This is a genomic window from Pseudoalteromonas phenolica, from assembly GCF_001444405.1.
GTDB lineage: Bacteria > Pseudomonadota > Gammaproteobacteria > Enterobacterales > Alteromonadaceae > Pseudoalteromonas > Pseudoalteromonas phenolica.
The window spans coordinates 983,693-1,003,922 of sequence record NZ_CP013188.1 but is presented as its reverse complement, the minus strand read 5'-3'; the positions used below and the strand labels follow the sequence as shown (position 1 = coordinate 1,003,922).

17 protein-coding genes are annotated in these 20,230 nt (G+C 37.3%); 4 read left to right on the top strand and 13 right to left on the bottom strand.

Translation table 11 applies throughout. From position 1 onward, the window contains the following. Positions 1-8: 8 nt before the first annotated feature. From PP2015_RS21495 to PP2015_RS21460, 8 genes are all read right to left on the bottom strand, one after another. On the bottom strand, positions 9-1,646 hold the full coding sequence (locus PP2015_RS21495; protein ID WP_058032528.1) for a hypothetical protein: 1,638 nt from the start codon (positions 1,644-1,646) through the stop codon (positions 9-11). Between the two features lie 241 nt (positions 1,647-1,887). Next, on the bottom strand, positions 1,888-3,189 hold the full coding sequence (locus tag PP2015_RS21490; protein WP_058032527.1) for a tetratricopeptide repeat protein: 1,302 nt from the start codon (positions 3,187-3,189) through the stop codon (positions 1,888-1,890). Between the two features lie 28 nt (positions 3,190-3,217). After that, positions 3,218-3,823: an energy transducer TonB gene (locus tag PP2015_RS21485; RefSeq protein ID WP_058032526.1), complete on the bottom strand. Its 606-nt coding sequence runs from the start codon at positions 3,821-3,823 to the stop codon at positions 3,218-3,220. Positions 3,824-3,831: 8 nt separating this feature from the next. Continuing rightward, complete coding sequence (locus PP2015_RS21480) at positions 3,832-4,242, bottom strand: ExbD/TolR family protein (RefSeq protein WP_058032525.1); 411 nt, start codon at positions 4,240-4,242, stop codon at positions 3,832-3,834. Between the two features lie 20 nt (positions 4,243-4,262). Beyond that, positions 4,263-4,790, bottom strand: a complete 528-nt coding sequence (locus tag PP2015_RS21475; protein ID WP_058032524.1) for a MotA/TolQ/ExbB proton channel family protein — start codon at positions 4,788-4,790, stop codon at positions 4,263-4,265. A 2-nt stretch (positions 4,791-4,792) separates the two neighbouring features. Next, positions 4,793-6,157, bottom strand: a complete 1,365-nt coding sequence (locus tag PP2015_RS21470) for a MotA/TolQ/ExbB proton channel family protein (protein WP_058032523.1) — start codon at positions 6,155-6,157, stop codon at positions 4,793-4,795. 11 nt (positions 6,158-6,168) lie between these two features. Then, positions 6,169-6,921 carry a DUF3450 domain-containing protein gene (locus PP2015_RS21465; RefSeq protein WP_058032522.1) on the bottom strand — a complete coding sequence of 251 codons (753 nt, stop codon included), beginning with the start codon at positions 6,919-6,921 and terminating at the stop codon, positions 6,169-6,171. 246 nt (positions 6,922-7,167) lie between these two features. After that, on the bottom strand, positions 7,168-9,057 hold the full coding sequence (locus PP2015_RS21460) for a methyl-accepting chemotaxis protein (RefSeq protein WP_058032521.1): 1,890 nt from the start codon (positions 9,055-9,057) through the stop codon (positions 7,168-7,170). A gap of 216 nt (positions 9,058-9,273) precedes the next feature. Here PP2015_RS21460 and PP2015_RS21455 point away from each other — a divergent pair, with 216 nt between their 5' ends. Next, the gene (locus PP2015_RS21455; RefSeq protein WP_169792737.1) at positions 9,274-11,418 is read left to right on the top strand and encodes a tetratricopeptide repeat-containing sensor histidine kinase; all 2,145 of its coding nucleotides are present in this window, start codon (positions 9,274-9,276) and stop codon (positions 11,416-11,418) included. 53 nt (positions 11,419-11,471) lie between these two features. Here the strand turns inward: PP2015_RS21455 and PP2015_RS21450 are convergent, their stop codons facing one another. From PP2015_RS21450 to PP2015_RS21440, 3 genes are all read right to left on the bottom strand, one after another. Further along, positions 11,472-11,969 (bottom strand): YcgN family cysteine cluster protein, encoded by a 498-nt coding sequence (locus PP2015_RS21450; RefSeq protein WP_058032519.1) that lies wholly within the window; start codon positions 11,967-11,969, stop codon positions 11,472-11,474. A gap of 88 nt (positions 11,970-12,057) precedes the next feature. Next, on the bottom strand, positions 12,058-13,860 hold the full coding sequence (locus tag PP2015_RS21445; RefSeq protein WP_058032518.1) for a DUF885 domain-containing protein: 1,803 nt from the start codon (positions 13,858-13,860) through the stop codon (positions 12,058-12,060). An 83-nt stretch (positions 13,861-13,943) separates the two neighbouring features. After that, complete coding sequence (locus PP2015_RS21440; protein WP_058032517.1) at positions 13,944-15,884, bottom strand: sensor histidine kinase; 1,941 nt, start codon at positions 15,882-15,884, stop codon at positions 13,944-13,946. 290 nt (positions 15,885-16,174) lie between these two features. Between PP2015_RS21440 and PP2015_RS21435 the strand changes: the two genes are divergently transcribed. Both PP2015_RS21435 and PP2015_RS21430 read left to right on the top strand, forming a co-directional pair. Continuing rightward, the gene (locus tag PP2015_RS21435; protein ID WP_058032516.1) at positions 16,175-17,314 is read left to right on the top strand and encodes a Na/Pi symporter; all 1,140 of its coding nucleotides are present in this window, start codon (positions 16,175-16,177) and stop codon (positions 17,312-17,314) included. A 142-nt stretch (positions 17,315-17,456) separates the two neighbouring features. Further along, positions 17,457-17,999, top strand: a complete 543-nt coding sequence (locus PP2015_RS21430) for a GbsR/MarR family transcriptional regulator (protein ID WP_058032515.1) — start codon at positions 17,457-17,459, stop codon at positions 17,997-17,999. Between the two features lie 73 nt (positions 18,000-18,072). Here PP2015_RS21430 and PP2015_RS21425 read toward each other — a convergent pair whose 3' ends face one another. Both PP2015_RS21425 and PP2015_RS21420 read right to left on the bottom strand, forming a co-directional pair. Next, positions 18,073-19,089, bottom strand: a complete 1,017-nt coding sequence (locus tag PP2015_RS21425; RefSeq protein WP_405127370.1) for a lytic murein transglycosylase — start codon at positions 19,087-19,089, stop codon at positions 18,073-18,075. Then, positions 19,082-19,363 (bottom strand): YcgL domain-containing protein, encoded by a 282-nt coding sequence (locus tag PP2015_RS21420; RefSeq protein ID WP_058032513.1) that lies wholly within the window; start codon positions 19,361-19,363, stop codon positions 19,082-19,084. Before PP2015_RS21420 ends, PP2015_RS21425 begins: the two co-directional genes overlap by 8 nt. A 167-nt stretch (positions 19,364-19,530) precedes the next feature. Between PP2015_RS21420 and minC the strand changes: the two genes are divergently transcribed. Further along, entirely contained in the window at positions 19,531-20,229 is a 699-nt protein-coding gene (gene minC / locus PP2015_RS21415) for a septum site-determining protein MinC (protein ID WP_058032512.1), read from the top strand. Position 20,230: the final 1 nt, after the last annotated feature.

Sequence of the window (20,230 nt, the reverse complement as noted above, 5' to 3'; positions counted from 1 at the left end):
GGTTTAGATTAGTTTTTGCGTGCCATTGACGCTTTTACAAATTCAACCCACTCGTTGCTTGCACCTTCACCGATTGCACCGATGAATGCAACATCGTCAAAGAATGAGTTATCTGCATTCAATTTTGCAGACTCAATCGCAACTGTGTTACCGTCTTTGTCTGTAATAGCACCTTTAGTTGTAACACCATCTTCTGCAAGCACATTTGAGAAATCAGCGAAACCAATAAGTTTGTTCATTTCACCTGCTAAGAACCACTGTTCAATATCGAAACCAGCAAGGTCACCAGTTAGCTCAGTATTTATTTCTTCAAAGTTTAAACCACAAGCGAAAATTGAGTTTGAGAAAGAAATATCACCCGATTTTGCATTTGCATGAACACCAGCTTCATGTGATTGGTCTTTATCATTAAATAAATCAAAACAACCTGCACCTGATTGAGTAGAAGAGTTAACAAAGAGCATATTGACTAATTTAGCTTTACCCCACTCTTTCATTTCCATACCAGCACCAGTGTTCTTACGTGCCTCAGCATCTATTTTTCCGTTAGTTACAACGGTTGCGTTTGCAATTGTCGGGAAAGAAACAGAAGTTACTAACTCAGAATCAGCACTTGGTGCTTTCTTGGCGCCATCAGTTTCAAAACCGTGGTTACCGTGCTCTTTAGAATGAACTAAAATGAACTGGCCATTACCTTTCCAACCCTCATCCCAATCGATACCATCATCAACTGATTCTGTAATTACGATGTGCTTGATGTCTACTGAGCCGCCGAATAATTCGATACCATCATCAGCACCGTTATGAACGTGAATGTATTCAATTTCAGTACCTGAACCAACAGCGTTAAGCGTTAGGCCATTTAGTTCGTTATCAGGTGTTACTTCATACCCTGCGTATTTGATAACAACATGCTTTAAAGTACCACTGTCATCGGCTGCATCATTACCACCGTAGTAAGATACAATACCTTCAGCTTTATGATTACATTGACCTGCTTCAGCATCAGCTTTAGCACAACGAATTGATTGACCCATACCATTAATTTGGATCCCGCCCCAGTCACCAATTTGAGCAGTTGTTGAGTCATCACCATCAATGTCGCTGATACTTGTGAAAACAATTGGTTCGTCAATTTCACCGATTGCTTCAATATTTGCACCACGCGCAATACGGATAAAGCTTTCTGGTTTAGTAAAGGCAATGTTTACGCCGGCTTCAATTGTCAATGTAGGACCATTAACATCAATAACGCCGCCTTTAGACGTATCAACATCTTTACCGATAAATAGTTCACCTTCAAAGATGTGAGCACCACCATCTTCCAATGCAGGGATTAAGAATGAAGCAGTGATATCTTTTGCATTGCTTGCAAACGCTTGGCTATAAACACAGTTTTTATTTGCTGAGTCAGGTTTACCTTTAAATTCAACACCGTCCATTGTGTAAGAAGCACAATCTAATGTCGGTGTAACAGGAGTTGTTGGGTTAGTAGTACCGCCTGTATTGTTTGTGACGTTGTTTGTTGTATTGTCAACGCTGTTATCGTTTGTTGTTGGCGTAACGTTGATATCACCACCGCCACAACCGGCAAGTACAAGAGCTGAAGTAATTAGGCTAGCTTTAAAAAACCCAGAAAGTTTCATTTTAATCTCCAAAAATATAATAAGTCGTTATAAGCGCAAAAAAGCTTGATGCATAAAGTAATGGAGTTTTGTTACTATTGGGTTACATTAAATATAAAGTTAGATGACAGTATTAATACATCTTTATGAATATAATCAACAGTAAAAAATATTCAGAACTATGATTTTACTTTGATTATAAAATCGAAAAAGCCGTGATAGATAAACTAACGACGGCTTTGGTGTTGCGATTTTTTTCACATTATAAAAGAGCTTGTTTTAAACTCTCAGAATGTAATTTTTCTTTTTTTACAAACTTAATCCATTGCTTAGCTAATCTTGAAGATTTTTTATGCTTTTCAGCTTGTTCAAAAGCCAAAATTGAAGCATCAAAGTTTTCAAGATTGTACTGTGCCATGCCCAGTGCAACGTACACATTAGCTTCAAAATTAAGTTCACCTTTATCAAGCGCTTCTCTTGCATAATCAGCAGCTTCTTCAAACATCTCTAAATTTAAATAAACCTCAGCTAACCTTTGAGAGTAATTGCCATGTTCAACCTTAGCAGCAGCTTGTTTAAAGTGTTCAATCGACTTTTCATCCTCTTTAGCTTGTACGAAAGCCTCTGCGATAAACGCCTGATTTTTCGCGCTATTTTCGATTTTACTGCTCGCAACCCCTTCTTTTAAGAGTGACGCAGCTTTATAGTTCAGACCGTTGTACATATAAACTTGGGCTAACTGCATGATTTCATTTTTAGAGCGTATAAAGCCTTGCTGCTTAGCCGCTTCGAGAATAGCTAATTGTTTTTTTCCATCCCCAACTTCGCCATACATGCCACCAAGTTGCACCCAATACTCAGGTTTATTAAAAAGCTTCACCATTTTTTCGAGCACTTGAACAACTTGCTTAGGTTGATTCAAAGAATAATAAAGCGCACGTTGTAAAACCAACCAGTTTTCTTTAGGTTGTTCGCTCTTGCTTTCAGCGTAGCTAATCGCGACATTAATGCTTTCAAGCGCTTCATTGTATTGCTTTTGAAGGTAATGTGCGTTTGCACGTAAAACATAATAACTGTTTGCAATCGGCTTGTTGTTACCCAGTTTCCATTTATCAAGATAAGAGATTACCTTTGGGTAATCATTGTTCGCCATGGCAAGCTGAGCAAGACTAAAAGTCGTAGACTGTCTTAATGATTCTGGAATTTGCTCTTCGGAAATCACTTGTTCAAAAGATTCAATCGCTTTGTCTAACTGATTTTCGTTGTAGTAAATAAAACCGTAGAAGTTATACATCATCGCAACTTCGTAAGCATTCATGCTGCTAGCTCTTGCTTTGATATTATCTAACGCTTCTAGACCCTCTTGAACCTTACCATCATCAGCCAGTTTCTGAGCTCTCGCCAATTGGCTATACACTTTATTCCTAAGTGCCGGCACACGCTTTGTTTTAGTCTCAGCGTAAACTGTATTGATGTCAGTTAAAGGCGTAACCGATAATAAACTTGGTAAAACAGACGCTGATAAAACAATACTAACGGTTAAAGTTAACTTTCTAATATTCATTTATATTTCCTCGCAACACACACAAAACCTATCCATTGATCTGGAAAGAGATTTTGTTTTGAACACCGGCCACCTCAACCGCTTCGCCGTTCACAACACGGGGTTTATACTTAAATTTCAAGGCTGCATCCAATGCGGCTCTGTCGAAAATGCTCTGTGGTTCAGCAGTAATCACTTTAGGGTCACGAACAGTGCCTTGTTTAGTTACTATAAACTCAACAATCACGTATCCTTCAATCCCTCTTGAAAGAGCACGTCTAGGATAGACTGGTGCTACTTTAACGATAGGAAGATACTCACCATCACTTGATTCCAAAGCTAAACCACCACCCAAATCAACATCTGCTTGTACATCAGCACTAAAATCAAAATCAGTGCCAGCAGCATCTAGATTATTTGCCTGCATTTGAGGCGCCTCCATTGGTGGTGGTGGCTCCTTAGGTGTAGGTGGCTTTTGTGGTTTACGTTCTTTCTTTTGAACCGTTTCTTCTTTCTTTAACCTTACAAAGTCAAGTACTTGACCTTTTGCAGGCTCAGTCATTGCACCTTCGCCACTTTGGATCAAAGCCTGCATTCCTAGAAATAGGAAAAAGGTGATAGTGGCAGCAATTAATAAAGCGGTTAAGTAACGCATTTTTGCTCCTATGATTCCTGCGCAGCAATTGATACATCAAACGCGCCTGCAGCTCTTGAAGCATCCATTACTTTGATAAGTAGCTCAGTTGTCGCCTTCTTATCAGCTTGGATAACTACACTACCTTGCGGGTTTTCAGCTTTTAAACGTTCGATATTTGCTTGAACCGCTCGTATATCAATCTGACGTTTGTTTATCCAAATTTCGCCTTTGTCTGAAATCGCAACTAGAATGTTTGCACGTTGCTTTTTAACCGCAGTCGCTGCTTCAGGTCGGTTTACATCAATACCTGCTTCCTTTACGAAAGAAGCGGTTACGATGAAGAATATAAGCATGATGAATACAACATCTAGCATTGGTGTCATATTAATTTCTTCTGCTTCTTCTTCTTGAAAAACTTTTGCTAATGGTGCTCTCATAATTCTTTACCTCGTGTCGCTTAATGGTCTAGCAACAATTTATCTTCTAATAACTCGACTTCGCGCTTTGCTTTGCGTTGTAAAAATGTCACTGCAAATACACCAGATAGTGCACCGACCATACCGGCCATGGTAGGAATGGTTGCTTTCGACACACCCGCAGCCATTGAACGTGCACTACCTGTACCTGTAATTGCCATCACATTGAATACTTCAATCATGCCTGTGACTGTGCCTAATAAACCCAATAGAGGACACAAGGCAACCATGACACCAATGTATGGCAGGTTTGTATTTAACTTAATACCAATACGTGAAATCTGAGCTTGTTTAATTTGTTCCGCATTCCAGCTATTACGCTCTGAACGTGCTTTCCAGCTAGCGATTACCTCTTTACGCTGTTGACGGTATAAACCGAATAGATAAATAAAGCGCTCTAAAATAAGTAACCACATTGCGAAGATAAGGACACCGATGACCAGGAGTACCTGGCCACCTGTATCAAGAAAGCTGCGTAGTGCGTTAATTGCATCTAGCAATAAAACCACGTTTACGCTCCTTTCTCGCTACGCTCAGCAATAATGCCAGCGCTTTGTTCTTGCAAAATAAGTAACAAGTTACGTGAACGCGTATTTAAAAGCGTGTATAGGAATACCGTTGGGATAGCAACAACTAGACCCAGTACAGTTGTAACAAGTGCCTGCGAAATACCACCAGCCATCAGCTTAGGGTCACCTGTACCGAATAATGTAATTGCCTGGAAGGTGTTAATCATACCCGTTACTGTACCTAGTAGACCTAGTAGTGGTGCTACAACAGAGATAATCTTAATCAGGGTTAGATTACGAGTGATCTTAGGCATTTCACGAAGGATTGCTTCACTTAGCTTTAGCTCTAACGTGTCGTAAGCGACATCTGGATACTGATCTTTGACTTTCATCACACGCCCAAGTGGGTTATCTTCACGCGGTGTCGTGTCTTTAAGTTGACGACGAATTTTAGCACTCATAAGCATTAAACTAATGAAGCGTTCAAGTGCGATAAGTAAAGCAATAACACCAGTTGCTAAAATCACATAACCAACAGACCCCCCCTGATGAACCTGCTCTTCTGTATTCGGCGCTTGAACTAATAGGCCTAAAATTGAACCGCCTGTTGGGTCTAGTGCAAAATCAACTACACCGCTATTTGCCGCTTGTAAATCTGCAGCTGAAGTCTGATAACGTGCAACCGGTTGTCTTGTTAGCTCTGAAATTGTGTTTGTAACCGGGTTGAAAGTTAAATATTTGCCATCAGCAATTAAGTTAAACGCACCAACACGAAGAACTTCTTTATTTACTTTCTCGCCACCAGCAACAATGACTTCTGCGTTATAACGAGAAACTTTACCTTGCTCTGTCATTTCACGTTGTAGTTCAAACCAAACCTTTTCAATATCTTCAATTGATGCGAGCTTTGAGCTTGAGCCCATTTTTGCTGCCATTTCATCCATGAACGCGCTACGACCAGCAATTTCAGCAGAAACAACTGATGTTTGGAATTTATTGCTAGCATCGCCTGATACTTGCTGAAGCACACCAAATAGCTCTTTTAGTGTCCCCATACGTTTACTCAACGTATCAGACAGGTTTTGTAACTTAATTTCATTCTCTTCAAATGACGTTTCTAAACGTTCTGAACGAGTTAATTGCGCATTTCTGTCTGAAGTAAGCTTGCGAAGTGCCGCATCTTGCTCATTACGTTTTGCAACAAACTCTGCTTCTCTCGCTTTATTTTCGGCAGTTTGTGCAACCTGACCTTGCTCTAGTGTTTTAAGTAACGCATCCAAGTTAAGTTCGTCAGCCATTGCTGCGCCTGATAAACCGAATGTCGTCGCTAAAATCGCAGCTTGACTAAATTTCTTTAACAGTTTCATTTTAAGACCTCTTATTTCGCAGCGTTGATTGGTAGCGTTAACATATCTGGGGCTAGTTGCTTACGAGCTATGCGTAGTGCTTTGTTAATTTGGCTGATATTCGTATCTGGTAATTCTTTAAATTGTTTTGTTTCTTTTTCCCAAATACCTGCCGTTTTTCCATCTTTAGTCACATACATCAGCTCTAGGCGGCCGATACGTAAGAAGTCAACTTCGCGCTCTTGACCTGCAACGTTAATTAACGCTGGGTAGGCTTCAATGGTGCGGCCGTATTCAACTTCAACTTGGTAAGCTTCAAGTACACGGCGGAATTTTTCACTTGATGTCACATCTGCACGTTCCATCATTTCACGAAGTTTTGAAACGCGCTGCTTACGCTCTTCTAATAAGAAAGGCACATCTAGAGCAACAAACTGCTCAAGACCTGTGATCATTTTAAGCATTAACGGGGTGATCTGGCGTTCAATAACTGACACTTGGTCCATTGATGCATTGATGTCAGCCATCTCTGCTAATTGGTTTTGAATTTGTTTATCTAATTGACTGTTGTAAACCATCAAACCATCAATTTCTTTATTTAATGTTTTGAATTGTTGCAATTTCGACTGCATAGAGTCAGAAATAGAGTCAATTTTTCCCTGAGTTTTTAAAGCAGAGTCATTAATCGCTGCACTTTTTTCAACAACAGGATTTAAAGAATTGGCGTGAACACCAGTTGCTGTTGCTAAAACACCTGCAAGAAGCAGAGGGTTAATGCACTTCATCGCATACACCTTAGATTGATTGTTATGAAATTGCGTGCAGTTTAAATAGGTAAAATGACAGTGGTGTTGCGCAAAAAATACAATTTTATTACAGGTGTAATAATTGATTTAAATAGACTTACAAGATAATGATATAATTAATTTCGACTTATGCTGCTTCTTTAGTTTTACTTATACCCTATCATTGCTAAAAATATAAAAGCTCCAACAGGAGCTTTTATATTAGAGTTTTAATGTTATTAAACTTTAAACTTTAAACTTTAATAACATCTCTTCTAAGTTTCTAAATTGAGCTTGAAGTGTTCTACATTCTTCTAAAGTCTGATGAAGGTTATCTACACCTTGTTTACTAATGTCACTGATGTGGTGAATATCAGAATCTAAATTATGTATGACATCGTTTTGTTGTTGTGTGGCACTAGCTACAGCATGGTTTACGCCATCAATAGCATCTATGGCAGATGTAACAGATTGCATTTTATCACCTGCAGCAGCAGCTTTATCTGCACTTTCTGATGAATCCTTCAGTGCTTCAACCATAACGGCAACAGCTGTACTTGAGCCAAGTTGAAGGTCTGAAATAGTATTTTCTATTTCTTGGGTAGATTCTTGTGTACGTTGTGCAAGTTGTCTTACTTCATCAGCTACGACTGCAAAGCCTCTACCAGCTTCCCCCGCCCTTGCAGCTTCGATTGCGGCATTAAGCGCCAAGAGATTAGTTTGTTCACTTACACCTTTTATCACTTCAAGTACTTGTCCGATGCTAGCTGAATGTTGATCAAGACTGGTTACTGTGTCTTGTGCTTGAGCCATCTTGTCACTCAAAGAAGAGATACCGGAAATATTTGAATTGAGCACATCTTGGCTATCTGCACTGAGTTTGTTTGCTTCAGAAGCAAGTTCTGAAGCATTATGCGCATTACTACTTATTTCTTGTGCACTGGAAGATAATTCATTAATAGCAGTTGCAACACTATCAGTACGCTTTGTTTGGTCGTTATATAATGACAAAGCATCATTCGCTTGCTCATTCATACTGGTAATGGATTGTTGTAGAGTAAGGGTAGACTCTCGCACTTGCTTGATAGAGTCATGAATTTTGTCTACAAAGATATTAAATTGAGTCGACAACTCACCAAATTCATCTTCACTAGAACAACTTAATCGTTGAGTAAGATCACCTTCACCCTGAGCAATATTTTTGATCGCATCATTTAATTCTTTTACAGGTCTCATCAAGTATTTAAGCAATAACTGAAGCATCACAACAATTGCCAACACACCGATAACAAGATAAATCAATGCCATATTTCTAAATGAAGACACCGATGAGTAGGCAATCTCTTTATTAATTACGACACCTAGATACCAATTAACGTTATTAATGCCTTTCATTGGTACGAAAGACACTATTTTTTCTACACCCTCTAACTGCATTTCAACGAATTCACTTTGTAAAGAAAGACGCTTTCCAAACAAGTCAGTCATTGGTTTGTCATTTAATCTCGTATTTGGGTGAGAAAGAATTCTGCCTTCACTATCAAGTAAAAAGCCGTAACCAAAACCTAAGAAGTCAATTTCGTTTATGATGTCTGTAATGGTGGCCATATCAATATCACCACCAGCAACAGCGCTTAGTCGGCCACTTTCAAATAAGGGCACCACAGCAGAGATAGTTAACTCATTTGTCGTTACGTCAATATAAGGTGTAGTGAATGCAGTAGAACGTTTTTGCTCAGCAAGCTTATACCAAGGCCGAGTTGTGGCATCGTAATCTGGTGGCAATTGAATAGAAGGGTCGTCTAGGACGAATGTGCCATCAGGCATGCCGATATAAGTATTTTTAAACTCACCGGCAATATCTGCTGTTTTAAGACGCCTTAAAATTTGTGCTTCAGTGTCTGTTTGTTTATGGCCTTTTGCAACAGATTCTATAATCTTAAGTCTGTCATTGAGCCAATTCGCGATATTTTGTGAAACTGAATTTGATATTTCGTGCAAAACAGCGGTAAGTTGTTCTTGTGTTTGGGCTCTCATAACAATGAAGTTATTGATTGTGAACAGCCCTAAGATGATCACCAAAACCAAAGACGCCGCAGCAGTTACTTTGGTCGAAAAACGTAATGATTGGAGCATGTGGATCCTACTTATTTTTATATGAACGCAACCTTTGCAACTCTTTTTTAACAAATTTTTTAGTGTTACGCTTTATATATTCGACCAAAAAATAAAAATCTTAAGTGTAATTAGTATAGAACATGTGTTTTTTGCGATTGCACCTTAAGAACTAAAATGTAAAATACGCAATTTTTTTGCAAGGAGCGAATAAAAGTGCCCACGTCAAGAATGCTTATGTTCTTATATTTTCTAGCTATATTTTCAACACAAGCTAAAGCAACTAGTATTGACGAAATCAAAGCTATACAAAACTTTGCAAATAATGAAATGCGACTAACTGCACTTGAAGAAATTGTGCCTTCAAATCTTTTAGATCAAGCTTCTGCATGCGAATACTTTGTTAATTTTAGTAGAGCCCTTAGTAATGCAGGACGTATAGATGAAGCAAAACAGAAATTACTGAACGAAATCAGAGAACCAAGTTTTAATTATGATCATATTAATAAAGGTCGTTTATATAGAGAGTTAGCTGACGTTCAGTACCACAATGATGATTATGAGGATTCGCGAAGGACAATCAAAAAAGCGATATATCACTTCAAAAAAACACCAAATTTATCAATCTTAACTGGTGCTATCACAAGGCAAGCGTCGATTGAATTGAGAACAAGTCATTACCGTAAAGGCATTGAGATTGTTCAATCTTTTCATAACGAAAATGAAAATAAACTCAGTTCAAAAAATTTATCTTCAATTTATTACTTTTATGGACGCGCTTATGACCATCTTGGAGAGTTTCAAACTGCCTTAGAATACAAATTGAAAGGTTATGAACTAAATACCAAATTAAAAGTGTCGCAAAGTAAAATGGCAAGTACTTTATATGGTATAGCTGACTCTTACGATAAGATCGGTGAACATGAACTGTCCTATAACAAATTTCAGCAAGCACTGACACTAGACAGAAAAACAGATAATAAACAGGATATTGGTCACAGTCTTACAAAGCTTGCATATCAAGCTTATAAACTAAAGCTTTACGACGATGGAATTGAACATGCGCAAGAAGCTATTTCGGTATTTAGCGCCATAAGTAATACGCGAAATATTGCGTGGTCTAAGCATAATATGGCTTTAAACTATGCAGGAAAAGGTGAGCTGAAAAAAGCTCTTTCACTTGAAAAAGAAAATTTAACATTTCTTAAAACTATTAAAAAAGATTTCCATTTAAAAACTTCTGTATGGAATCACTTAGGAGAGTTGTCTCTCTCAATTAATAAACCATTACTTGCATTAAGTTATGCCAAGCAAGCATATGAGTTTGGTGATAAAAGCACACTCAAAGATAGAAGGAAAATCAGCCTAAGTATTATGCACCGAGCTTACTCAAAGCTCAAAGATTTCGAAAATGCCTATCAGATCCAGTCTAACTTACTCGAATTACAAACTGCAGCGCATAAAGAAAACTATGCGAAAAGATTGGCATATTTACAAAATACGATAGAAACTAAGAAAAAAGAACAAAAACTCGCTGAGAAAGAGCAAGAAAATCTAATCATAAGTAACGCACTAGCGCGTCAGCAAAACCAACAAATGGTCTTCGTCATACTATTTATTGTATTCATATCTTTCACACTCATTATATATATTAAAATAAGGCAAAGGCGTGTATTAGAACAACAACAAGGCTTACACCTTAATAAACTACTAGAACAAAGAAACCAATTATTTTCACAAATAGCGCATGATCTCAGTAACCCTGTTACAGTAGCTAGTTTGCATATTGAAGCAATGCAGCATGAAATAATTGAGTGTAAACCAGAAAACCTGACAAAAATAAGCGAAAAACTGACTGATCTTAACCATTTAGTTAAAGACTTGGCTGGCCTAGCAAAACTTGAGACAGCTAACTTTACACTGAGCACCGAAGAAATTGATCTTCAGAAATTTGTGAAGGATATTCATGATGAATTAACAACCCAACCTACTGAGCAAACACTCACAGTTGCTAACAGTCAATTACAAAAAACCTTTGCAAATATAGACCCGCTTAGAATAAAACAGTTAATTGCAAACCTATTCAGTAATGCAAAAAAATACACTCATAAAGATGGTCAAATTGGAGTGTACTTTGATGTTAGTGATACACGTTTCAGAATAACTGTTCAAGATAGTCACCCAAGCGTTCCAAAAGAGCATTTAGGGAAAATATTTGATCACCTTTTTCGAGTTCCAACCATAACAAATACGGAAACACCCGGACACGGTATAGGCTTGTCAATTGTGAAGCAAATTGTTGATTTACATCGTGGTGAGATTAAAGCTTCTGAAAGTGAATTAGGTGGACTTAAAATCGAGGTTAACTTACCAATAAGCTGAAACACTGAAATAATAAAAGAGCCAGCTTAATAAGCTAGCTCTTTAAGTGATAGCTAATCACAATCGAATTCAGGCCAGTCTACTATAAAATCTTCGAAGTATTCTTCTATATCTACCGTATTGTCCTTAGTTACTCTACCTTGAATACTTATACCGAGTTCGTTCATCTTGTCTTTCGTTCCTTGATTTAACAAAGGATGCCAGCTCGCTAACCCCCTGCCTTCGTGTAAACGTCTATAGCTACAGCTATTTGGCATAAAGAAAATATCTTTTAGATTCTCTTTAGTGAGTTTTACACAGGAAGGAACAAGTGTTTGTCTTTCCGAATAACGTGTACATGCACAAGTTTTTTCATCGATATACTGACATACTAAACTTGAGTAAATAAGTGTTTCACCCTCACGCAAATGATCAGTGCTTGTGAAGTCTTCTTCATCACTGTCTATAAAAGAGTGTAGGCAACACTTACCGCAACCATCGCAGATACTCTCCCATTCCTGGTCAGTCATTTGCTCTAGTGATGTAGTTTGCCAAAATTGTTCTGCGCCCATTTTATTCTCAGATTACTTCTAACTGCTAAATTTTACTTTAAGGGCGTAGAACAAGCAAAGGGCCAAAAAATATTGACCCTTGCTTTGATTACAATTGTTTTTCAACCCACTTTTTAATTTTACTTTCTAGTATCGGCATTGGTAATGCGCCATCAATCAAAATTTGCGTATGAAATGCTTTAATATCAAATTTGTCACCTAGCTTTTGCTCTGAATAATCTCTTAACTCTTGAATTTTAAACTGTCCGACTTTATAGGATACTGCCTGACCAGGCCAGCCTATATACCTTTCAACTTCTGCTGTCACATCAGATTCGGCCATCGACGAATTGTCTAACATAAATTTTATAGCTTGATCACGAGACCAACCTTTTGAGTGCAAACCAGTATCAACAACTAGACGCATTGCCCTAAGCTGCTCATCAACCAAACGACCGTACCACATCAATGGATCAGTGAATAACCCTAAATCTTTACCCAAGCTTTCTGCATAAAGTGCCCACCCTTCCGCGAAAACTGTATAACCACCAAACTTCCTAAAGCTTGGTAGTCCCTTTACTTCTTGTTGAAGTGCAATTTGAAAATGATGCCCTGGCGCTGCTTCATGTATAGAAAGAGTTTCTACTAAAAACTTAGGCTGAGCTTTTAAATTATGTGCATTGATATAGAATACACCTGGCCTAGTACCATCCGGTGCAGGAGCGGCATAAGATGCACCAGCTGCAGACTCAGCACGAAAAGCTTCAACTAGCTTCACTTCATAATCAGCTTTAGGAGCGACATCAAATAGTAAATGAACACGAGAATCAATTTTCTCTTTTGCCTCTACGTAAGCTGCAATAAGATCTTCTGAATTTTTAAAGTAAAACTGTTCATCTTCTCGTAAGAACTTAAAGAACGCCTGAAGATCGCCTTTAAAATTAAGTTGCTCTTTCACCCACTCCATTTCGTTCCTGATACGAGTAACTTCATTTAGACCGATCTTGTGTATTTCATCGGCACTTAAATCTAAAGTTGTGTGAGTTGCTATTTGATATTCATACCAAGCTTCACCATTCGGTAATGCGCTATACCCAACTGAATTGCGACTATTAGGTAAGTATTCTTCTTTCAAGAATGTTGTCATTTTAGTATAAGCTGGCACAAGCTTATTAAGGATCATTGACTTATACTTATCCTTTAGTGCTTTTTTATCTTCTAGTGTGAAAGAATCTGGGAAGTTAGTTATAGGTCCCCAAAATACAGATTGAGTCACATCTTCAACAATGTGTGCTTCAAATTGAGGTATTAGCTTTTTGGTAAGTGCTTTAGGTAAAACAACCTCTTTTGTTATACCAAGACGCATGTTTGACTCTATACCTGACAGCCAATTTACAAAACCATCAGCCCTAGAAATGAAATTATTGTAATCTTCAACTGTGTTAAATGGTTGGGCACTCTGACCTGAACCTAATCCGGCAAATACATTGTGCAAACCAGACATTTGATTTATGGGCATCATATAACTAGGAAATTCAAAACCTCGTTTTGAGAATGCTAGATCGCGTTTTAGAATTTCATAGCTTAGTAAGGCTTGACCAGATAAGTTATTTTTATCAATTTTATCTAGCTTCTGTTGATAAGATGTCAAAAGGTTTTGTGTTTTTTTAAGGCTTGCATTTGTAGCAGCGGCGTCAAACTTATCATTGACACCAGGTTTACCCATATAGGTGCCAGATATAGGACTAAGAGCCACCATTGAATTGAAATATTCTTCACTTAATGTGTTAACTAACTCATTTTGATTAATCTGTTGTTGAGTTTCATTAATATTCGAAGTATTCGTACTAGTGGCACTACAACCGACTAAAGAAGCTGTTAATGCCATTGCGATGAGAGAGTATTTAAACATGATTTATCCAAATAAAGATATTTTTGACAGTTTGCCAGAGCCTAATAAAAAAACCATGTGTAAATTGAAGTTTAAATGCTTTGTTACATTTTTAACGGTAAAACAATGTGAATACTCAAACCCCCAAGTACGCCATTTGACGCAAATACTTGCCCATTATTCGCTGCAATAATCTGCTTACACAGGCTTAAGCCAACCCCTTTATGCTTACTGGAGTTTTGTCTAGCATCGTCTAAACGAACAAGTGGGTTAAATATGTCTTTAAAAACGTTATCTGAAATTGCTTCACCAGAGTTATCTAGGTTTATCACAACAGAATTAGACTCATCATCAATATCTATAGAAATATTCATTTCTGAGCCACCATGTGAAATGGCATTATGACAACACTCATTAAAGACTGTTGACAAGCCTTGTGGATCGTATTCAACTAACATCTTAAGCTGTTCAGAAGTAAAATGTTTGATTGTTGGTAATGTAAGAATTAGCTCATTTGGGTCAACATCGATGGATTTTACATCCGATATTAAGTCTTCAATAGTATGAACTGTAACCTTAACAGGTTTTGCATTTGGCGATACTTGCATTAAATGATCTATAAACGAATTAAGCTCATCAATCTTATTCATTAATTTTCCATAACTTGTATGCACATTATCAACAATATTATGTTGCAAAGACTCAACTTGTATTTTCATAACTGTCAGTGGCGTTCTTAATTCATGAGACAGATCAGCGAAGAGCTTTTCCTCTTTTTGCTTAACCGCTTCTATACTTGTCGCTTGTTGAATTTTCTCTTCCGACAGGTTTTTATTAAGTACATCCACCTGTCTTTGCAAGTATGTCACCAATTGATTTTGTACAGATTTATTTTGCATGGCCAGAGCAACTGTGAATAAAGCGACTTCAAGTAGATAACCAATTTTTATATAGTCTGAAATCTCAAGGCTAGGAAAAATATTACCGTAGCTTGCACCAACTATGGTCAATACATTCACAAACAAAACATGATTGAAAAGGCTCAATGAAAAAACTCTTATCCCAGGCGCACTTTGGAACCAACTCCAGTAGGCTGTGAATAAAAACAAAGGTATGATAAGAGTACTTAATACTAAGTTGAAAAATACTGTATTGAACCAAAGAGAGACTGGAATTAAGAGGCAATAAAGATACAGTATATTAGTGTAGATTTTATGAAGCCTGATATTAAATTGCCTTAACTGTAAAAAACTTTTTATAAATAGCAAATGAAAAATGGGGACTGATGTCATCAGTAACGTAGAGAAAATACTTGATTCCCCACCTAACATCGGCCAAAAGTACTTAGAAGTAAAACCAGACATATCAAGCACAATCATAAAAAAGGTGAATGTCCATAGTGCGTAAAAGATGTTGGTTTTATTCGGATTAAAGAATAAATTGACACAAATAATCAGAAGTATAGCTACTACAATACCAGCGATTGCACCATTTATAAGTGTGCTTTTTTGTGAAGTCGCTAAGTAATGATTATAATTATGCAGCCTAATGTTAGCTGGTGCATTTGCGAATGTGCGATATTCAATTAATAGAGTACGTTTGGTAGCAACTTCGAATTTTAAAGGTATATAAAGTTGAGGGTCGTAAATTGGCCTATCATAGAATGAATTATCAGCACTCAATTCAAACTTTATATTTAAGCTTTCGTTATTCACTTCATAAATTCTTAGAAGTGGAAGTCTTGCATAACCGAATGATACAAACCAATCTTCAAATTCTGACTTATTATCGATTTCCAATTTCAACCACTTGCTGTAATTCTCAATCTGTGGTTTTTGTTTTAAAGTACCTGCATGGCGCCAATTAGATTTATCAATAACAGAAGAAATATCAAAATCCCTACCATCATAGTTGAGGTACATTAAACTAAAGTCTTTAAGATCATAGACAGAGTTTTGCTTATCGAGGACAAGTTGATGTGCTTTTGTAGTAAAGCTACAAAGCAAACAAAAAATACTTAAAACAAAAAAATAACAAAAACGCATCAAAGAAAACAAATTAAGAATTATTAATATTTACAATTTATGAACCAACTATGGATCAAATATGGATTGTATAAAATAATACATTAATGACGTTGTAAACAAATGTAAAATTCATCATATGTAACTAACTGTTTCATAAGCATTAAGACTACTATGTTACAAGCTACTCTGTCGTTTGTTTAATACTCCACCAAAATGAAATATTTCTGTAATATTTCTCTGTTCTAATGCCGCCTGAAACAAAAACTTCATGAAAATGCCATATAAGGCATAAACAAAACGAGAACATTATGAGTGCTTCTAATCAGCAAACACTTTTCAATAAAATCTTAAACTGGGCAGCAATTGCTTTCTTGGTTTATTTAGTATTAGTTGCCGTTGGTACAGTCAGTGGTGGTTTTAAATTAGCATCTGGCGGTAGTGCTGGCGCTAAAGAAATTTTCTCATTCGCAACCAACCCATTTGTTGCATTATTACTTGGTGCACTCGCAACTGCACTTGTTCAGTCTTCATCGACTGTAACATCTGTAATTGTTGGTTTAGTTGCAGGTGGTTTACCTATCAGCATTGCAATCCCAATGGTAATGGGTGCAAATATTGGTACTACAATCACTAATACGTTGGTTTCTATTGGCCATATTCGTTCTAAAGAAGAATTTCAACGCGCATTTTCAGCATCAACAGTTCATGACTTCTTTAATCTACTTGCTGTACTAATTTTCTTACCGCTTGAAATCATGTTTGGTTTATTAGAAAAATTCGCATCAAGCTTGGCACATTTATTTGTCGGTGATGCAGACCTTTCGCTTAAAAGCTATAACTTCATTAAGCCACTAGTAAAACCAGCTGTGGGCTTAGTAAAAGATGCAGTAAGCTTCTTAGACGGTAAAGCAGTTGGTATTGCTATGGTTATTATCGGTATTGCAATGATCCTATTTGCAGTAACGACCTTAGGAAAATTATTGAAAAAAGCACTGGTAGGAAAGGCAAAAGATTTACTACATGGTGCAATCGGTCGAGGTCCAATTGCAGGTATCACTTCAGGTGCTGCAGTTACGGTAATGGTTCAGTCATCATCGACTACTACTAGTCTAATGATCCCTCTAGCAGGTAGCGGTGTATTTACAACACGTCAAATCTATCCATTTACACTAGGCGCAAACATTGGCACAACTATTACAGCGCTTCTAGCAGCGACCTCTATCACTGGCCCTGCAGCAGAAGTAGCACTGACTATTGCCCTTGTTCATGTAATGTTTAATGTATTCGCAGTAGCACTTATCTACGGTATGCCACTTCTACGTGAAATTCCATTACAGCTTGCTGATAAACTTGCTAAGATTGGCGCAGAAAATAAACCTGCAGCTCTAGGTTATGTACTTGGTTCTTTCTTCGTACTGCCTGGCCTAATCATGTTCGCAGTAAGATAATTAATTATCTTAATATTTTAAAGAGGAGCCCTGCTCCTCTTTTTTGTTTTTATTGATCTCCTTCATATTTATTCAATAATTTCCTTGCAATTAAATTCTGCTAAGTCTAAATTGACTTTCAAATTTTACTGAAACTTTAAAAATGATTTTATCTCAGAAACTAGAAAACTTTGTATTGCACTGTGGTGAAATGGGCAGTCGTTGGGGTTTTAACCGAACTATTGGTCAAATGGTTGGCTTGTTAGTGATTAGTGAGCAACCTTTAAGTGCAAATGAGATTGCTGAAGCGCTTCGGGTCAGCCGTGGTAATGTCAGTATGGGTATTAAAGAGCTACAATCATGGCAACTGGTTAAAGTCATTCATGTGCCTGGTGATAGAAAAGAATACTATGCACCAAATGGATCAATTTGGGACTTAGCTAATAAAGTTTTTGAAGAACGAAGAAAAAGAGAAATCGATCCAACGCTTACTTTACTAAGAGATTCAATTATTGAACCGGCTGAGTCTAATGAAGAGGCTTATGCACAAGAGCAGATGCAGCAAATACATGATTTATTAGAAACTGTCACTAAATGGTCTGCTGAGTTACAACGACTCTCACCTGAGCAATTACAGACGCTTATGAAACTAGGCTCTTCAGTCAGTAAAGTAATTGACTTAAAAGATAAGCTTCTTAAGAAATAATTTCACACTTGCAGGCATTATGCCCAATCAAAAAAGGCAGCATTGAAGCTGCCTTTTTTATAACAAAATAGTACTAGATTTTCGGGTACCCTATTCTATCTGATAGATAACCAACGCTTGTTGCAAAATAGTAAGAACGATTCCAATGCATTAAAGCTTTGTAGTTATCATAGGCTAGGTACATGCGCCCATTGATATCATCAGGCATAACCAATGCTGCTGTTATATCTACTTTAGGCAAATCTGAGCCATCTGTTCTTCTCAACCCAAGTGTTTGCCATGCGTCTAACGAACGCTCTGAATCCTTCCAATATTCCAACCACTGCTTACGTGTTTTAGTGCCACGCTTCAAAACGTATTTGTGGTCAAAATTTTCAGGTAACTTAATCTGGCGTCCCCAAGTAAGGTTGTCATTCCAACCAGCTTGTTTTAAATAATTTGCAATAGAAGCAAAAGCATCTACTTCAGTCGTCCATATATCTTTTCGACCATCGCCGTCGTAATCAACTGCATACGCATTAAAAGAGGTAGGCATAAATTGCGTTTGACCCATAGCACCGGCCCAAGATCCTTTGAATTTATCCAAGCTGATATGGCCATCTTTTAAAATATCTAGTGCAGCCCAAAGTTGACGCTTATATAGAGCTTCTCGTCTACCATCAAATGCTAATGTCACCACTGAGCTGATCACTGGGTGACCGCCTTGAATACGACCAAAATTACTTTCAAGACCCCATAGAGCGACGATGAATCTTGCTTGTACACCATATTCATTCGCTATTTTTTCAAGAACAGGTTTATGTTTTGCATAAAGACTTCTCGCTCTATCAACTTTCCATTGCGGTACTCGTTTAGGTAGGTATGTCTCTAAGGTTTCAACCACTTCGGGCTGGTTTTTATCCGCTTTAATGACTTTCTTTTTGAATTTGACAGTTGCAAAAGCCTCATCAATTAAGGTTTGACTATAACCTTTCTCAAGTGCCTCAACTTTTAACTTTGAAACATACTCATCGAATTTTGCTTGTGTATTTGCAAATGCTGAAAACGAAAGACTTGAAGCAATTAATACAGGAAGAAAGAATTTAGACACTATCTACTCCGTTTTGTTTTTTTAATTCATCTAAAAGATTGTCTTCTTTTGGTGGTAATTGTAAATAAAACCCTTTTTCAGTTAACTCAGACTGAACAAGATTGATATCAGCTACACCTAAGCGTTCTCTCTTAGCTAAATCGAACATCATGACGTAAATTGGTGTGCCAAACATACCCATAAGAGGTTCAGGAATTTTGCTAAAATCATCTCGTTTTTCTATAAAAAGATAAGTATCTGCTCTTTTTGAGCTTTTGTAGACCGCAGTAAGCATTATAACCCTATAAATTCTTGCTTATATCTTGACAGCACTATAACATGACTAAAAATATAATTGGAAAGTTTAGCGAGTAATGGCATACACTCAAGCTGCATTCATCATTACCTTTGCGCTGACTCTTTCTAATTTTATAAACTGGATAATTATAAGAACTGCGTAATATGTCTGAACAAACATTCGAGTTAAAAGGCAACCTTTTTACTCTTTCTGTATTACATCTATTTACTATCGATTTAGCTCAATTACGCAAAGAGCTGGATGAAAAAATATCTCAAGCCCCAAAGTTCTTTGAAGGCGCACCAATTGTCGTAAATCTAGCTCAAGTTCAAGAAGAGCAAGTTAATTTTACAGAATTAAAAGATTCCTTGTCTGCATTACAACTTAACCCTGTTGGTGTTTGTAATGGCTCAGATCAGCAAAATGTTGCTGCAAAAGAAGTTGGTTTATCTGTGCTGAATTACAGCCAAGATATACAAAAACCTAAGCACAACAATTCAACTGAAGTTGTAGAAAAAGAGGTTTATCTTCCACCGCAAGTCATTCAAACAACGGTGCGTTCTGGGCAACAAATTTATGCAAAAGGTAGAGATTTAATTGTTTTAGGTGCGGTAAGTCACGGTGCTGAAGTCATTTCCGATGGTAACATCCATATTTATGGTACTTTAAGAGGACGTGCAATAGCTGGCGCCTCAGGTGCTCAAGACGCGGCAATTTATTGTCAACAATTAAAAGCTGAGCTAGTTTCAATCAATGGTAGCTATTGGTTAAGTGAATCACTTCAAGGTGAATACTGGGAGCAGCCAGCACAAATTACACAACGTAACGAATCTTTAGAAATAACAGCTTTGGTCAAAGGATAAT

Coding starts and splice junctions, on each gene's coding strand:
- PP2015_RS21495 (WP_058032528.1), bottom strand. CDS start 1,646: ATGAAACTTTCTGGGTTTTTTAAAGCTAGCCTAATTACTTCAGCTCTT.
- PP2015_RS21490 (WP_058032527.1), bottom strand. CDS start 3,189: ATGAATATTAGAAAGTTAACTTTAACCGTTAGTATTGTTTTATCAGCG.
- PP2015_RS21485 (WP_058032526.1), bottom strand. CDS start 3,823: ATGCGTTACTTAACCGCTTTATTAATTGCTGCCACTATCACCTTTTTC.
- PP2015_RS21480 (WP_058032525.1), bottom strand. CDS start 4,242: ATGAGAGCACCATTAGCAAAAGTTTTTCAAGAAGAAGAAGCAGAAGAA.
- PP2015_RS21470 (WP_058032523.1), bottom strand. CDS start 6,157: ATGAAACTGTTAAAGAAATTTAGTCAAGCTGCGATTTTAGCGACGACA.
- PP2015_RS21465 (WP_058032522.1), bottom strand. CDS start 6,921: ATGAAGTGCATTAACCCTCTGCTTCTTGCAGGTGTTTTAGCAACAGCA.
- PP2015_RS21460 (WP_058032521.1), bottom strand. CDS start 9,057: ATGCTCCAATCATTACGTTTTTCGACCAAAGTAACTGCTGCGGCGTCT.
- PP2015_RS21455 (WP_169792737.1), top strand. CDS start 9,274: ATGTTCTTATATTTTCTAGCTATATTTTCAACACAAGCTAAAGCAACT.
- PP2015_RS21450 (WP_058032519.1), bottom strand. CDS start 11,969: ATGGGCGCAGAACAATTTTGGCAAACTACATCACTAGAGCAAATGACT.
- PP2015_RS21445 (WP_058032518.1), bottom strand. CDS start 13,860: ATGTTTAAATACTCTCTCATCGCAATGGCATTAACAGCTTCTTTAGTC.
- PP2015_RS21440 (WP_058032517.1), bottom strand. CDS start 15,884: ATGCGTTTTTGTTATTTTTTTGTTTTAAGTATTTTTTGTTTGCTTTGT.
- PP2015_RS21435 (WP_058032516.1), top strand. CDS start 16,175: ATGAGTGCTTCTAATCAGCAAACACTTTTCAATAAAATCTTAAACTGG.
- PP2015_RS21430 (WP_058032515.1), top strand. CDS start 17,457: ATGATTTTATCTCAGAAACTAGAAAACTTTGTATTGCACTGTGGTGAA.
- PP2015_RS21420 (WP_058032513.1), bottom strand. CDS start 19,363: ATGCTTACTGCGGTCTACAAAAGCTCAAAAAGAGCAGATACTTATCTT.
- minC (WP_058032512.1), top strand. CDS start 19,531: ATGTCTGAACAAACATTCGAGTTAAAAGGCAACCTTTTTACTCTTTCT.